Origin of the sequence: Croceibacterium soli (genome assembly GCF_009828065.1) — a bacterium.
Lineage (GTDB): Bacteria > Pseudomonadota > Alphaproteobacteria > Sphingomonadales > Sphingomonadaceae > Croceibacterium_B > Croceibacterium_B soli.
The window spans coordinates 342,948-358,609 of the sequence record NZ_WTYK01000002.1; the positions used below are offsets into that span (position 1 = coordinate 342,948).

Consider the following 15,662-nt stretch of genomic DNA (forward strand, 5'->3'; position numbering starts at 1 on the left):
TGACGCTAGATGCGCCTCATGGCGAACGTAGAGATCAAGATCTGCGGGCTTTCGACGCCCGAAACCGTCGATGCGGCAGTCGATGCAGGGGCGACGCATATCGGGCTGGTCCATTACGAGCCGAGCCCGCGCCACGTGTCGCTGGAGCAGGCCGCCGCCCTGCGCCAGCGGGTACCGCCGAGGACCAAGGTCGTGCTGCTGCTGGTGAGCATGGAGGCGCAGCCTACTGCCCTGGCGCTCGATGCGGTGCGCCCCGACGTCGTGCAGTTCCACGGCCGGGAGACGCCGGAATGGCTCGCCCTGCTGAAGCAGCATACGCCGCTTGAGATCTGGAAAGCGATCGGAGTGAAGAGCGCCGACTCTCTGACCAAGGCCCAGCGCTTCAAGGGCGCGGCGGACCGGCTGATCTATGACGCCGCGGCCGGCGCCCTGCCCGGCGGCAATGGCCTGGCGCTCGACTGGTCGCTCCTGTCGGCTTTCCGCCACGAGATGCCCTGGGGCCTTGCCGGGGGGCTGACGCCCGGCAACGTGGCCGAGGCGATCCGCACGACCGGCGCGCCACTGGTCGATACCTCTTCAGGCGTCGAGAGCGCCCCTGGCGTCAAGGATGTGGACTTGATCGCCGCCTTCTGCAAAGCGGCCCGCGGATTATGACCAAGCAGCCCAATTCCTATCGCAACCAGCCTGACGAGCGCGGGCATTTCGGCCAGTTCGGCGGCCGCTATGTCGCCGAAACGCTGATGCCGCTGGTCCTGGAGCTGGAGAGGGAATACCGCGCCGCCAAGGCCGATCCGGCGTTCAAGGCGCAGTTCGATGACTTGCTGGAGCACTATGTCGGCCGCCCCAGCCCGCTCTACTTCGCCGAGCGGCTGACCGAGGAATTGGGCGGCGCGGAGATCTGGTTCAAGCGTGAGGAGCTGAACCACACCGGCGCGCACAAGATCAACAACTGCATCGGCCAGATCCTGCTCGCCCTCCGCATGGGCAAGACGCGGATCATCGCCGAGACCGGCGCCGGCCAGCACGGCGTCGCCACGGCCACCGTCTGCGCGCGCTTCGGCCTGCCTTGCGTGATCTACATGGGCGCGACCGACGTCGCCCGGCAGCAGCCGAACGTGTTCCGCATGAAGCTGCTCGGCGCCGAGGTGATCCCGGTCGAGAGCGGCGCCAGGACGCTCAAGGACGCGATGAACGAGGCGCTGCGCGACTGGGTCGCCAACGTCCACGACACCTTCTACATCATCGGCACCGCCGCCGGCCCGCATCCATATCCGGAGCTGGTGCGCGACTTTCAGAGCGTGATCGGCACCGAAGCGCGCGCGCAGATGCTGAAGCGCACCGGCGCCCTGCCCGACCTGCTGGTCGCCGCAGTGGGCGGCGGATCGAACGCGATCGGGCTGTTCCACCCGTTCCTCGACGATCCGGACGTGGCGATGATCGGCGTCGAAGCGGCCGGCCACGGAATCGAGAGCGGCCAGCACGCGGCCAGCCTTACCGGCGGTTTCCCCGGCATCCTGCATGGCAACAAGACTTACCTGCTGCAGGACGAGGACGGTCAGATCACCGAAGCGCACTCGATCAGCGCGGGCCTCGACTATCCCGGCATCGGGCCGGAGCATTCCTGGCTGCACGAGAGCGGCCGGGTGAAGTACATGCCGATCACCGATGACGAGGCGCTCGAAGCGTTCCAGCTCTGCTGCAGGCTCGAGGGGATCATACCAGCGCTCGAAAGCGCTCACGCCCTCGCCGCGCTGCCGAAGATCGCCCGCGATTACGGCAAGGAGCAGCGCATCCTCGTCAACGTCTCCGGCCGGGGCGACAAGGACATCTTCACCGTGGCCGAGCATCTCGGGGCCAAGCTGTGAGCGACCGGCTGAGCAGGGCCTTCACCAAAGGCCGTCCCGCGCTCGTCTGCTTCATCACCGCGGGTGACGGCGACACGGCGGCCAATCTCGACGCGCTGGTCGAAGGCGGCGCCGACGTGATCGAGCTGGGCATGCCGTTTACCGACCCGATGGCCGACGGTCCCGGCATTCAGGCGGCAAACCTGCGCAGCCTCGGCAAGGGCACGACGACTGCAGACGTGCTGGCGATCGCCCGCGAGTTCCGCGCGCGCCACGCGGACGTGCCGCTGGTGCTGATGGGCTATGCCAACCCTATGGTCCGCCGTGGGCCGGAATGGTTTGCCGAGCAGGCCGCTGCCAACGGCGTTGACGGGGTGATCTGCGTCGATCTGGGGCCGGAGGAGGACCAAGACCTCGGACCTGCCCTTCGCGCTAAGGGTGTCGCCATGATCCGCCTCGCCACGCCGACGACCGACGATACGCGGCTGCCGGCCGTGCTCGATGGCGCCGGCGGGTTCCTCTACTACGTCTCCGTCGCCGGGATCACCGGCAAGCAGCAGGCCGCGCTCGGCTCGATCGAGCAGGCGGTCGCCCGGCTGAAGGCGCACACCACGCTGCCGGTCGCCGTCGGCTTCGGCGTGCGCACGCCTGAGCAGGCCCAGGCCATCGCCCGCGTCGCCGATGGCGTCGTGGTCGGTTCCGCTCTGGTCGAACTCGTCGGCAAGTACGGCGCCGACGCGCCGGAGCATCTGCGCGCGCTGACCGCATCGCTCGCCGACGGCATCCATTCCGCGCGAAAGGAACCCGCATGAGCTGGCTCACCCGCGTCCGCAATTCGCTTCCGTTCCTCGAGAAGCGCGAGACGCCCGACAATCTCTGGGTCAAGTGCCCCGGCTGCAGCGAGATGCTGTTCACCCGCGAGTACGAGGCCAATCTCTACGTCTGCCCGCGCTGCGAGCACCACGGCCGGATCGGCGCCGACACGCGGCTCGGCCAGATCCTCGACCCCGGCTACGCGCTGCTGCCGGCGCCGGAAGTGCGCGAGGATCCGCTCAAGTTCCGCGATTCGAAGCGCTATGCCGACCGCCTCAAGCAGGCGCGCGCCAACAACGCTCACCCTGACGCGTTCACGGTGGCCGCAGGCACGATCGAGGGCCAGAAAGCCGTCGTCGGCGTGCAGGACTTCACCTTCATGGGCGGATCGATGGGCCTGGCGGTCGGCGCGGCGTTCGTCGCCGGGGCGGAGCGGGCGCTGGAGGACAAGTGCGGCTATGTCGTCGTGACGGCGGCCGGCGGCGCGCGCATGCAGGAGGGCATTCTCAGCCTGATGCAGATGCCCAAGGCGACCGTCATGACGCGCCGCCTGAAGGAAGCCGGGCTCCCTTACATCGTCGTTCTGGCCGACCCGACCACCGGCGGCGTCACCGCCAGCTACGCGATGCTTGGTGACGTGCACATCGCCGAGCCGGGCGCGCTGATCGGCTTCGCCGGCCAGCGGGTGATCCAGGAAACGATTCGCGAGAAGCTGCCGGAAGGCTTCCAGCGCGCCGAATACCTGCACGAGCACGGCATGGTCGACATGGTCGTCCCGCGCGCAGAGATCCGCTCGACACTGGCCAAGCTGCTCCACTACATGAGCCCGGCGGAGGCTGCGTGAGCTACGGTAAGATCCTCCCCGCGACGGGGAGGTGGCAGACGCCGAAGGCGGCTGACGGAGGGGGCTCACTTCCAGCGCAGCGCTTGCGGCGCGCCCCCTCCACCGTCCTGCGGACGGTCCCCCTCCCCGTCCCGGGGAGGATTTGAAGTGAAAGACTTCGCAGCTTCCGAGGACCCGGCGGTTCAGGCGCAGCTCGACCGGCTGGCGGCGCTGTCGCTGCCGCAGGGGCGGCTCGGGCTGGATACGATCCGCGAGCTGCTCGCCCGCGTGGGCGATCCGCAGAAGCACCTGCCGCCGGTGTTCCACGTCGCCGGCACCAACGGTAAGGGTTCGACTTGCGCCTATCTGCGCGCGATCATGGAAGCGGAAGGGCTGACGGTCCACGCGGCGATCAAGCCGCACCTCGTGCGCTACAACGAGCGGATCCGCATCGGCGGCAAGCTGATCTCGGACCACGAGCTGGCCGCGCTGCTGAAGGAAGTGCTCGATCTCGGCGAGGAGCTCGGCCCGAGCTTCTTCGAGGTGACCACCGCCGCCACGTTCCTCGCCTTCGCGCGCCACCCGGCGGACGCCTGCATCATCGAGGTCGGGCTCGGCGGGCGGTTCGACGCGACCAATGTGATGGAGCGCCCGGCGGCATGCGGGATCGCCACGCTCGGCATCGACCACGAGGCGTTCCTGCTGGTGCCGGAGGAAGGCGCTCCCGAGGAGCCGATGGTGCGCATCGCGTTCGAGAAGGCGGGCATCGCCCGTCCCGGCGCGCCGCTGGTGACCCAGACTTATCCCGAGGAGCTCGAGGCCGAGATCGCGCTGCGTGCCAGCCTCGCGGGCGCACCGCTGCACATGCGCGGGCGCGACTGGTGGGCCGAGGTGAACGAGGCCATCGAATACCGCGACCGTCATGGCGCGATCACCCTGCCCCTGCCGCAGCTTCCCGGCCGGCATCAGGGCGACAACGCCGCGCTGGCCGTGGCCATGCTGCGCCACCAGGACCGGGTGAACGTCTCAGAGGCTGCAATGGCCGAGGGCATCCGCTCGGCACGCTGGCCGGCGCGTCTGCAACTGCTGGCGCAGGGCCCGCTGACAGAGCTAGCGCCCGCCCGCGAGGTGTGGCTCGACGGCGGGCACAACGCCGACGCGGGGCTCGCCATCGGCCGCCACTTTGCCGGGCAGCGCCTGCACCTGGTGATCGGGATGCTCGCCAACCGTTATCCGCAAGCGATCATCGATCCGCTCGAAGGACAACTCGCCAGCGTGACCGCGGTGCCGATCCAGGGCAGCGAGAGCCACGGCGCGGAAGCCTTCCCCGGCGCACGCTGGGCCAGCGATGCGGCGGACGCGCTACGCGGACTGCCGGACGACGGGCTGCCGGTGCTGATCGCCGGATCGCTGTACCTGGCAGGCAAGGTCCTCGCCGCGAACGACGAGATCCCCGACTAGGCTACTCCGCCGGTACGATTGCCCGATCGGGTGCGACGACGCCGGCGGCACGGCCGTAGCGGCGCTCGCGGATCCATTCGAACACGCACAGCACCACGGCCACGAGGCCGATCAGCGTGACGAACAGGAACATGTTGTAATAGCCCTGCTCCTCGATCATCTGCCCGAGCGCACCGCGCCCGAGCGTGCCGACGAGCAGCGTCAGGGATGAGAGCAGCGCATACTGCACCGCGCTGTGGCCTTTCGCCACGATCGAGGAGAGCCAGGCGATATAGGCCGCGCCGGCGATCCCGGTGGAGAAGTTCTCCGCCCCGATCGTCACCATTAGCCGGGCAAGCTTCTCCGTGCCGCCGAGGTTCTCGATCGCCCAGGTGAAGCCGATGGCGTTGCTGACGGTCGACATCACCGCGCCGCCCGCCGCGAGGTCCGCGTAGAGCAGGTTCGTCGCCGCCGCGAGCGCCGCGCCGAGCGTCAGCGTCGCCATTCGGCCGAGCACCGTCAGCAGCCAGCCGCCGAACGCCAGCCCGAGCACCATGGCACCGATCCCGAAGAACTTCGAGGCGACCGCAACCTCGTCATTGGTGTAGCCGAGCTCACCCAGGTAGAACGGATAGGCGAACGTGCCCCAGATCGAGTCCGTGATCCGGTAGGTCAGCACCAGCGCCAGGATCAGCACGAGCGCCCAACCGATGCGCCCGACGAACTCGGTCAGCGGCAGCACGAGCGCACGGTAGAGATGATCGGCCATCGCGCTGGAGCGCAGCGAACCCGCCTCCTCCGCTGTGACGACATGCCTGCCGTCGCGCTGCAGCTTGGCGAGCCAGCCGGCGATGAGGGCCGGCAGCACGATCGTGGCGATGACGATCAGCGGCCCGTAAGTGGCGGTGAAGACGGTCGGATCGGGCCGGGCGTCGGGCTCGGCGGTCATCGAGCGGACCATGAACACTATCACGACGCCGAGCGCCCAGGCCCACAGCAGGCCGACGGCCAGGAGCCCCCAGTTGCGGACGTTCGGGCGCAGCTGGCCGGGCTGGCGCAGTTCGGCCAGTTCCTCGGCGCTGGCGCCCAATGCCCGCTTGGCTTCCGCGTCGGGCGCGAACAGCCCGACGATACCGATCGCCAGCAGGATCGCGCCCATCATCATGTAAGTCTGCGGCCAGCCGATCCGCGCCGCGACGATCAGCCCGAGGGCGCCGCCGACCAGCGACGAAAGACGGAAGCCCATCTGGTAGACCGTCGACAGGATATCGATCGTCGCCTCGTCGTCGGCGACGTCGATGCGCCAGGCGTTGATCACGATGTCCTGCGTCGCGCTGGCGAAGGCGCCGATACCCGCGAGCAGGGAGAACCAGCCGAGCGAGGTCTTGGGGTCGAGCGCCGACAGGCTCACGAGAATGATCCCGAGCACGACTTGCGCCAGCACGATCCACTGCTTGCGCTTGCCCAGCCGCCGCATGACCGGAATGTCGAACCTGTTGAGCAGCGGCGACCAGAGGAACTGGAACGAGTACGCGAGGCCGATCAGCGAGAAGACGCCCATCGTCTCTAGGTCTACCTCAGCCTCGGTTAGCCAGGCGTAGAGCGTGCCGAGGAACAGCGCGAACGGCAGGCCAGAAGCGAAGCCGAACAGCGCCATGAACCCGGTCTTGCGGTTGCGCAGCGCGCGCAGCAGGATGCGCCATCCGGGCTTCTTCGTGGCTACGGCTTCCGCCATGCGGCGCTCCTCAAAATATTCGAACCGCAAGAACTAGCGGCATCGCCCATCATTGGAAGGGTGGATGAACGGGCGATCAACAGCTAGGGCGCGGCAATGGTCCAAGGCGAAAAACCCGAAGGCGAGCGAATCGCCAAGTTGCTGGCCCGGGCCGGTGTCGCCAGCCGGCGCGAAGTCGAGCGGATGATCGCCGAGGGGCGGGTCGCGCTGAACGGCGCCACGCTGCAGACCTCGGCCACGATCGTGCCCAACTTGCGGGGCGTGACGGTCGACGGAAATCCCGTCGGTTCCGCTGAGCGCACGCGGCTCTATCGGTTCCACAAGCCCGCCGGCCTGCTCACCGCCGAACGCGACCCGAAGGGCCGGCCGACGATCTACAACGCCCTCGCTAACGCCCTGCCGAAAGACGCACCGCGGCTGATGCCGGTCGGCCGACTGGACCTCAACACCGAAGGCCTGCTGCTGCTGACCAACGACGGCGAGCTCAAGCGCGCGATGGAGCTTCCCGCCAGCGAAGTCCCGCGCACATATCGCGCCCGCACGTTCGGCGAAGTCAGCCAGGCGCAGCTCGAAAGCCTGATGGACGGCATCACCATAGAAGGCGTCCGCTACGGCCCGATCGACGCCAACCTGGAGCGCCGCACCGGCCGCAACCAGTGGATCGAGCTGACCCTCACCGAAGGCAAGAACCGCGAGGTCCGCCGGGTGCTCGAACATCTCGGGCTTCAGGTCAGCCGCCTGCTGCGCACGAGCTACGGCCCGTTCGAGCTCGGCGATCTGCCGAAAGGCGCGGCCGAGGAAGTGAAGAAGCACGAGCTGGAGCGGTTCCAAAGCACCCTCAAGAAATCCTCCCCAGCACGGGGAGGTGGCGCCCGCGAAGCGGGTGACGGAGGGGGCCCACGACCACCACAGCGCCCGCGGCGGGCCCCCTCCACCACCGCCGCTCCGTCCTCCAGTTCTGGGCGCCGGCGGTCCCCCTCCCCGTCCCGGGGAGGACCGCGGAAGTGAGAATCATCGCCGGCGAATGGCGCCGGCGCCTGCTGAAGGCGCCGCCGGGCGAGGCTACGCGGCCGACCGCCGACCGCACGCGCGAAACGCTGTTCAACATGCTTGCCAGCCGCCTCGGTGACTTCGAGGGGCTCGCTGTGGCGGACCTGTTCGCCGGGTCCGGCGCTCTCGGCCTGGAAGCCCTCTCGCGCGGCGCGGCGACGTGCCTGTTCGTGGAGCAGGATGCGGCCGCCATCCGTGCGCTGCGGGCCAATATCGCCGCCTTGCGCGCTCAGACGCGGGGTTCGGTTCAGGCGAGTTCTGTCCTCTCGCTCCCCCAAGCCAAAGCACCGTACGACCTGCTGCTGCTGGACCCGCCATACGGCAGCGGCGCAGGCGCAGTGGCGCTGGACCGGCTGACGCGGCTCGGCTGGATCGGGGAGGCGACCTGGATCGCCCTCGAAACCGCGAAGGACGAACCCGCGAGGGTCAAGGCCCTCGAGATCGAAGCCGAACGCACCGTCGGCTCGGCACGCCTTACGCTGCTTCGCCTGCCCCGCTAAGTCCGCCCATTCTCCCCCTTACCCGTCATGCTGAACTTGTTTCAGCACCCATCCCGCCACTCGCGCGGGGTCGTGAGTAGGGGCACGGGCGGGGACCGCCTGCCCGCAGCAAGTTCCGCGCCTCGCTGCCCCATGGGCCCTGAAACAAGTTCAGGGTGACGAGGGGGGGGGGGGGTGATTTAGGACGACGGAGAGGTGGATATCGCGATATCTCACGCTCTCACACTTTTCGTCATGCTGAACTTGTTTCAGCATCCATCCCGCCACTCTCGCAGGTCGTGGGTCGGGCCGCCTGCCCCCCCAGCAAGCTCCGCGCCTCGCTGCCCCATGGGCCCTGAAACAAGTTCAGGGTGACGGAAGAGGGCTAATGGTGATGGCCATGGCGTCGTCCCGGCGCATGCCGGGACCGCTGGCCGCCTGGGTCGAACCGTACGGCCGCGGTCCCGGATCAAGTCCGGGACGACGTGACCAGTCAATCCCGCTCGCTGGCAGGCTCACCGGGCCAGTGCTGGAGAGCCCGCGACCGGCCGGGAGCTCCGCCCTCGCCAGGGTTCTGGCAGTTGTCCTGAACCTTTGCGGTGCAGACCGGGTAAGTCTTGTTCTGCGCGGAGGCCGGCGGCGGGGTGAGATTGCCGGGATTGGTGCGCACGACAGTTGCCGGTGTTGCCGGGTCACCCTCATCCACAACGGTGGTGCTGGACGGCGGCGGGACGGCTCGGGCGTTTGCCTGGTTCGCCGTCTGCGCAGAGGCCGAAGCATCGACGCTGGTGCTCGCGCCCACGCTGGTCTGGCTGTCATTCGCCTGAGCCGCGATTTGTGCCTCGATTGAGGTCCAGGCACTCGCGCGGGCTTCAGGCGTCATGCCCATGATCTGCGTGCGCTGTTGCGGTGTCAGGAACCAGTAGGCATCGCGCTGCTTCGGCGTGAGCGTCCAGAAGTAAGTCTGGTGCTCCTGCTCCAGAGCGTCGTACGTCGCCCGCCGGTCGTCGGGCCATGCATCATACATCGCCCGCTGTTCGGCAGTGAGTTCGACATCCGCTGCGGCATTGGCGGACGTCTGAAGTTCCGGGGCGTCCTGCGCTGATAGGACGGCAGGGGCGGCGATGATGCCGATCGTCGCAGCGCCTGCCAATAAGAGCTTACGCATGCTGTCTCTCCTTGGCCCGTCCAAGGTTTCCTCGCTCTGCCGCCCCAACGGCGCGGCAAGCGCCCGGGTTCCGGCGCCGGGCCGATCCAAAGCTTGCACCCACCTGCCGTGTTCCCTAGCTGTTCACCGTGAACGACACCCCCATCCCTGCCCCCGCGGACGCGCTGTCCGAAGCTCCCGAATGGCTCGCCGGATTGAACCCGCCGCAAAAGGAAGCAGTGCTCACAACCGAAGGGCCCGTGCTCATGCTGGCAGGCGCCGGCACGGGGAAAACCGCGGCTTTGACGGCGCGTCTGGCGCATCTGATCCGCTCGCGCCGCGCCTGGCCGAGCGAGATCCTGTGCGTCACTTTCACCAACAAGGCGGCGCGCGAAATGCGCCACCGCGTGGGGCAGCTGATCGGCGACGCGGTGGAGGGAATGCCGTGGCTCGGCACCTTCCATTCGATTTGCGCCAAGATGCTCCGCCGGCACGCCGAACTGGTGGGGCTCGAGAGCAACTACACGATCATCGACACCGACGATCAGCTCCGCCTGCTCAAGCAGCTCATCACCGAAAACGGTCTGGACGAGAAGCGCTGGCCGGCCCGCCAGCTCGCCGGGCTGATCGACCGGTGGAAGAACCGCGGGCTCAACCCAGACGATCTCGATGCGGTCGAGAACGAGGCCTATGCCAACGGCAAAGGCCAGCAGATGTACGGGCTCTACCAGCAGCGGCTGAAGGCGCTCAACGCCTGCGACTTCGGCGACCTGCTGCTCCACGTGCTCAACATCTTCCGCCGCGAGCACGACATCCTGCGCCAGTACCAGCAGCGCTTCAAATACGTGCTGGTGGACGAGTACCAGGACACCAATGCCGTGCAGTACCTGTGGCTGCGCCTGATCGCGCAGGAGCGGAAGAACATCTGCGTGGTGGGGGACGACGACCAGTCGATCTATTCCTGGCGCGGCGCGGAAGTCGCCAACATCTTGCGGTTCGAGAAGGATTTCCCGGGCGCGAAGGTAATCCGGCTGGAGCAGAACTACCGCTCCACCCCGCCGATCCTGGCGGCAGCGTCCGGCCTGATCGCCGCCAACAGCGAGCGGCTCGGCAAGACGCTTTGGACCGAGCAAGGCGGCGGCGACCGCGTGCGCGTGATCGGCGTGTGGGACGGTCCCGAGGAAGCACGCCGCGTCGGCGAGGAGATCGAGCGGCTGGAGCGCGAGGGCGCCTCGATGGAAGGCATCGCGATCCTGGTGCGGGCGCAGTACCAGACTCGCGAGTTCGAGGACCGCTTCATCCAGATCGGGCTCGGCTACCGCATCATCGGCGGCTTCCGTTTCTACGAACGTGCGGAAATTCGCGACGCCCTCGCCTATCTGCGGGTGATCGCCCAGCCGGCCGACGATCTGGCGTTCGAGCGGATCTACAACCAGCCCAAGCGCGGTCTCGGCGCCAAGACGCTGGAGAAGATGCACCAGCACGCCCGTCGGCGGGAGATGCCGCTCGCCGCCGCCGCGCTGGAGTTGGCCGACAGCGACGAACTGCCCGCCCGCGCGCGCGGAACCATCGGCAGCATGATGCGCGGCTTCCTGCGCTGGCGGGAGATGGCCGAGACGGTCACCCCCTCCGAGCTGCTACGGACCGTGCTGGAGGAGACCGGCTACAACGCCATGCTCCAGGCGGAGCGTTCGGCCGAAAGCGCCGGTCGGCAGGAGAACCTCGCCGAGCTCGCCCGGGCAATGGAGGAGTACGAAACGCTCGGCGACTTCCTCGAGCATGTCAGCCTCGTCATGGACAACGAGGCGGCGGGTAACGAGGAGAAGGTCACCATCATGACCATCCACGCTGCCAAGGGCCTGGAGTTCGACAACGTGTTCCTGCCCGGCTGGGAGGAAGGCGTGTTCCCCAGCCAGCGCTCCCTCGACGAAGGTGGCCTCGCCAGCTTGGAGGAGGAGCGCCGCCTGGCCTATGTCGCGATTACCCGTGCCCGCCGGCGCTGCACGATCCTGCACGCCAGCAACCGCCGCATCTATGGCCAGTGGACCAGCTCCATCCCCTCCCGCTTCATCGCCGAACTGCCCGAAGAGCACATCGAGCAGGAGACCACGATGACCGGCGGGGCATCGCTGTGGCGCGCCAACTGGTCGGAGCATGACGATCCGTTCGCCAGCGTCGCCCGCCAGCAGCCGAGCCGCACGGTCACCCGAGGCCCCGGCTGGCAGCGTGCCGTCGCCACCGGATACGACGCGACGCCGAAACGCCTTGCCGAACCGGGCCGCAGCGCCGCCAGCTTCGCCGCCAAGCCGCGCACCGACATCGCGATCGGCGACCGGGTGTTCCACGACAAGTTCGGCTATGGCGAAGTCGTGGGCCAGGAAGGCAACAAGCTGGAGATCGAATTCGAGCAAGCCGGCCGCAAGCGAGTGATCGACAGCTTCGTGACTCCGGCATGACAGAGCAGTCTAGGGACCTTTACTAGGGGCCGCGTGAGCCGTCCGTAATATTACCCATTCCGTCGCTGCGCCGGGACCGTTCTGCCCTGCCATCCCTTCCCGGAGTCCACCCCCCCCCCGGGAATGGAGGAAAACGTGAGCTTCAATCCTTTAAACGAGCGGGGAATCCCGCTCGAACGCCAACTGCGCAACTGGTCCGAACTGAACACACCGCCCTACGACCCCAACGCAGTCCACCCTTACACCCGCTGCCGCGCGATCTTCATGAACGGGATCGAGGTGGAAGCGATCATCAACTCCCACCAGTTCGCCCGCCACACCGCCGACGTGGGCGTGAAGCAGAAACTGGCGCTGGTGCGGCGGATCGAGCAGCAACAGCAGAAAGCCGTGAATTGGCTGATCCCCGGTAACGAGACGACGATCGAACGGACGATCGGCTATGAGCAGGTTGCCGTCGACCTGACGAGCTGGCTCGCCCGGCAGGAACCCGATCCTTACCTCAAGCGGGTCTACGAGTTCGCGCTGCTCGAGGATTTCGATCACCTCTACCGCTACGCCAACCTGATGGACCTGATGGGCGACCGGATGAAGGCCGAAGAGATCACCGGCGACCTGACGGAAATCCTCCCCGGCCGCCCGACGATCTTCGAGCACCGCGATCCGCACGACGACCTGCGCCGCCCGATGACCCTGACCGCAGCCGACACGCAGTCGGTGATGAACGCGATCACCATCGTCGCCGCCGAACAGCAGACGATGAACTTCTACATGAACGTCGGCAACGTTCCGGAAGACCCCCTCGCCCGCGGCCTCTACCTCGAGATCGCCCAGATCGAGGAGCAGCACGTCAGCCACTACGAATCGATCCTCGACCCGACGCTCGGGTGGCTGACCAATCTCGTACTCCACGAATATAACGAGTGCTGGCTCTACTGGTCGTGCATGCAGACCGAGGTCGACAACCGCATCAAGGCGCTGTGGGAGCTGCACCTCAACATGGAGATCGAGCACCTGCGGATCGCCTGCGAGATGCTCAGGGACATCGACGGCATCGAGGCCGAAAGCTTCCTGCCGGACGCCGGCATGCCCGAACCGATGACGTTCGAAACCAACAAGGAATACGTGCGTGACGTGCTGCGCAGGTCGGGCGATTTCACCGCCTGGGACGCGCAGTTCATGCCGGTCACGCAACTGCCGCCGGACCACAGGTATTTCGAATACCAGAAGGTGGTGAACGCCGGCGGCGCGCCGAGCGAGATGGTGATCAACCGGCACCGCGCGGACTTCGGCCAGGAGTACCGCTTCGCGACCCAAGGCGAGCACCCGATCGAGTCGCTGCGCGAACAGGGCGACCACGACAGCTACCCCTATCACCAGGTCGTCACCCGCGAACTGGAGGAGGTGTGAAATGACGAGCGAACTAAAGCAGACCATGGACAAAGCCACCGACGCGCTGGGCGGCATGGCGGGCAAGATGACTGCGGCGATGACGACGGAGCCTGACGGCTTCGTGGAGAACGCCGCCATGGGCGACATGTACGAGATTGCCGCGGCCGGGATCGCTCTGCGCAAGGGGCGCAGCGATCACATCCGCATGATGGCACGCCAGATGATCGCCGATCACACCACCAGCAAGCACCAGTTGCAGGCGGCGCTGGAGATGAACGAGACGCGGGGCGTGGCGCCCCCGCCGCGCGAACTCGACACACGGCGGCAGACGATGATCAAGCATCTCGAGGAAGCGCCGGAGGACGGCTTCGACACGATGTACCTCGATCAGCAGGTACTGGCGCACGAGGAGACCGTCACCCTCATGCGCGGCTTCGAGGAGCACGGGCGCAATCCGCAGCTGCGCTCCTACGCCGCCGGCACCCGCCCGGTGGTCGAGCGGCACCTGGCCATGGTCAAGCAAATGCGCGCGCAGCTTTGACCCGAGGCAGCAGTGAAGGCGCTTGTGCAACGGACAGCGCGCGCCTCGCGTGGTTCGACAAGCTCACCACGAACGGGGGTGGTGTGTAGGCATGAAGCCCGTGCCCTTACCCGCATCCGTTCGTCCCGAGCTTGTCTAAGGACGAAAGCGCGCGCCTCGCGTGGTTCGACAAGCTCACCACGAACGGGGGTGGTGTACAGGCATGAGGCCCGTGCCCTTACCCGCAAACGTTCGTCCTGAGCTTGTCTAAGGACGAAAGCGCGTGCCTCCCGTGGTTCGACAGGCTCACCACGAACGGGTTTCGGTTCTACCTTCTCCGTTCGTCCTGAGCTTGTCGAAGCACGATAACTGGTGCCTCCTCGTTCGACAGGCTCACGAACGGGGTCGCATTCAACCCTCTCCGTTCGTCCTGAGCTTGTCGAAGGACGCTAGCGCGGCGCTGAAGTACTAGAGCAGCGCGGACCTGGTCAGGAAGCCGGGGACCGGGCCGTTCCAGTCGCCTGGCTCGCTGTCGTCCTGCTCCTTGCGCCGGGGGCGCTGTGTCGCAGCCGGCTTGGCTACGGGCTCAGAACTGGACTGGGCGGGCACTTCCGCCTCGCGCTCCTGCCGCGGCTCTTCGCGGCGCTTCTCGCGCTTGGGGCGCTCCTTGCGTTCGCGCGGCGCCGGCTCGACAGCGGCAGGCTCAAGCGCGATCGGCTCGGCTTCAGCGGCGCCGCCGGAGAGGTCGAACACGGGGATCTTGAGCCCGGTCAGCTTCTCGACGTTCGCGATCGCCTCCTCGTCCTCGGGAGTGACCAGGGTGAAGGCACGGCCCTTGGCTCCGGCACGGCCGGTCCGCCCAATCCGGTGGATGTAGTCGTCCGGGTGCCAAGGCGTGTCATAGTTGATGACGTGGCTGACGCCCTTGATGTCGAGCCCGCGGGCGGCGACGTCGCTGGCGACGAGGATGTTGATTTCGCCCTTTTTGAACCGGTCGAGTTCCGCGATGCGGCTGCCCTGGTCCATGTCGCCGTGGATCTCGCCGGTCGCGAACCCATCGCGCTTCAGGCTCTTGTTGAGATCGCGCACGGTGGTCTTGCGGTTGGCGAAGATCACCGCGCTGCTGACGTTGTCGGTACGCAGGATGTGGCACAGAACGTCGCGCTTCTTGCGCGCGGTGACCGCCACTTTGTGCTGAACGATGTTGATGTTGGCCGTCGCGGGGCGAGTCGCCTCGATGTACTTCGGGTTCGTCAGGAACTTGTCGGCCAGCTTCTTGATCGGCGGCGGCATCGTCGCCGAGAACAGCAGCGTCTGGCGATTGGCCGGCAGCTTCTCGCAGATGAACTCGATGTCGGGGATGAAGCCCATGTCGAGCATGCGGTCGGCTTCGTCGATCACCAGCAGGTCGCAGCCGGTCAGCAGGATCTTGCCCCGTTCGAACAAGTCCATCAGCCGCCCGGGGGTGGCGATCAGCACGTCCACGCCTTCGTCCAGCGCCTTGACCTGGTCGCCCATCTGCACGCCGCCGATCAGCAGCGCCATCTTCAGGTCGTGGTTGATGCCGTACTTCTCGAAGTTCTCCGCCACCTGCTGCGCGAGTTCGCGGGTCGGCTCAAGGATCAGCGAACGGGGCATGCGCGCACGGCGGCGGCCGTGGGCGAGGATGTCGATCATCGGCAGGACGAAGCTGGCGGTCTTGCCGGTGCCCGTCTGCGCGATCGCGATCAGGTCCTTCATCATCTGGACCTGCGGGATCGCCTGGGCCTGGATCGGAGTCGGCTCGCTATAGCCCGCGGCTTCGACCGCCTGCAGCAATTCGTCAGAAAGGCCGAGATCGGCGAAGTTCATAGGCGTATAATGTCCGGGTTCGTGGGCGGTTGCCCGCCCGATCGGCGCGAGGGCAAATTCCCCAGGCCACAGTGCCGCGCCCTATGCACCAGGACGGGCGAAAGTCAAGGAAGTC

Annotated in this window: 12 protein-coding genes and 1 pseudogene; 10 read left to right on the forward strand and 3 right to left on the reverse strand. The window is 67.2% G+C overall.

The features are described 5' to 3' along the window. Positions 1-18: 18 nt before the first annotated feature. The 5 genes from GRI75_RS04800 (at position 19) to GRI75_RS04820 (ending at position 4,941) form a co-directional block, all read left to right on the forward strand. A complete protein-coding gene (locus GRI75_RS04800) occupies positions 19-654 on the forward strand; it encodes a phosphoribosylanthranilate isomerase (RefSeq protein WP_160745813.1) in 636 nt (211 codons plus the stop codon). Next, entirely contained in the window at positions 651-1,865 is a 1,215-nt protein-coding gene (gene trpB, locus GRI75_RS04805) for a tryptophan synthase subunit beta (RefSeq protein WP_160745814.1), read from the forward strand. The genes GRI75_RS04800 and trpB overlap by 4 nt, the downstream gene beginning before the upstream one ends. Continuing rightward, positions 1,862-2,656, forward strand: coding sequence for a tryptophan synthase subunit alpha (gene trpA, locus GRI75_RS04810; RefSeq protein WP_160745815.1), 795 nt, complete (start codon positions 1,862-1,864; stop codon positions 2,654-2,656). The genes trpB and trpA overlap by 4 nt, the downstream gene beginning before the upstream one ends. Next, positions 2,653-3,501, forward strand: coding sequence for an acetyl-CoA carboxylase, carboxyltransferase subunit beta (gene accD / locus GRI75_RS04815; protein WP_160745816.1), 849 nt, complete (start codon positions 2,653-2,655; stop codon positions 3,499-3,501). Before trpA ends, accD begins: the two co-directional genes overlap by 4 nt. Before the next feature lie 147 nt (positions 3,502-3,648). Beyond that, entirely contained in the window at positions 3,649-4,941 is a 1,293-nt protein-coding gene (locus tag GRI75_RS04820) for a bifunctional folylpolyglutamate synthase/dihydrofolate synthase (protein WP_160745817.1), read from the forward strand. Between the two features lies 1 nt (position 4,942). On the opposite strand, the gene GRI75_RS04825 is transcribed toward GRI75_RS04820, so the two are convergent. Then, positions 4,943-6,655 carry an AmpG family muropeptide MFS transporter gene (locus GRI75_RS04825; protein WP_160745818.1) on the reverse strand — a complete coding sequence of 571 codons (1,713 nt, stop codon included), beginning with the start codon at positions 6,653-6,655 and terminating at the stop codon, positions 4,943-4,945. Between the two features lie 96 nt (positions 6,656-6,751). On the opposite strand from GRI75_RS04825, the pseudogene GRI75_RS04830 reads away from it, so the two are divergent. Both GRI75_RS04830 and rsmD read left to right on the forward strand, forming a co-directional pair. Further along, positions 6,752-7,501, forward strand: a pseudogene (locus GRI75_RS04830) (pseudouridine synthase); the annotation flags it as partial. Between the two features lie 158 nt (positions 7,502-7,659). Further along, complete coding sequence (gene rsmD / locus GRI75_RS04835; RefSeq protein WP_160745820.1) at positions 7,660-8,205, forward strand: 16S rRNA (guanine(966)-N(2))-methyltransferase RsmD; 546 nt, start codon at positions 7,660-7,662, stop codon at positions 8,203-8,205. A 472-nt stretch (positions 8,206-8,677) separates the two neighbouring features. Here rsmD and GRI75_RS14430 read toward each other — a convergent pair whose 3' ends face one another. Next, complete coding sequence (locus GRI75_RS14430) at positions 8,678-9,352, reverse strand: hypothetical protein (protein ID WP_202389596.1); 675 nt, start codon at positions 9,350-9,352, stop codon at positions 8,678-8,680. 143 nt (positions 9,353-9,495) lie between these two features. On the opposite strand from GRI75_RS14430, the gene GRI75_RS04840 reads away from it, so the two are divergent. From GRI75_RS04840 to GRI75_RS04850, 3 genes are all read left to right on the forward strand, one after another. Then, the gene (locus tag GRI75_RS04840; RefSeq protein WP_328597937.1) at positions 9,496-11,787 is read left to right on the forward strand and encodes an ATP-dependent helicase; all 2,292 of its coding nucleotides are present in this window, start codon (positions 9,496-9,498) and stop codon (positions 11,785-11,787) included. Positions 11,788-11,922: 135 nt separating this feature from the next. Beyond that, positions 11,923-13,194 (forward strand): ferritin family protein, encoded by a 1,272-nt coding sequence (locus GRI75_RS04845; RefSeq protein ID WP_160745822.1) that lies wholly within the window; start codon positions 11,923-11,925, stop codon positions 13,192-13,194. A gap of 1 nt (position 13,195) precedes the next feature. Beyond that, a complete protein-coding gene (locus GRI75_RS04850) occupies positions 13,196-13,717 on the forward strand; it encodes a DUF4142 domain-containing protein (RefSeq protein ID WP_160745823.1) in 522 nt (173 codons plus the stop codon). Between the two features lie 447 nt (positions 13,718-14,164). Here the strand turns inward: GRI75_RS04850 and GRI75_RS04855 are convergent, their stop codons facing one another. After that, entirely contained in the window at positions 14,165-15,547 is a 1,383-nt protein-coding gene (locus tag GRI75_RS04855; protein WP_160745824.1) for a DEAD/DEAH box helicase, read from the reverse strand. Between the last annotated feature and the right edge of the window lie 115 nt (positions 15,548-15,662).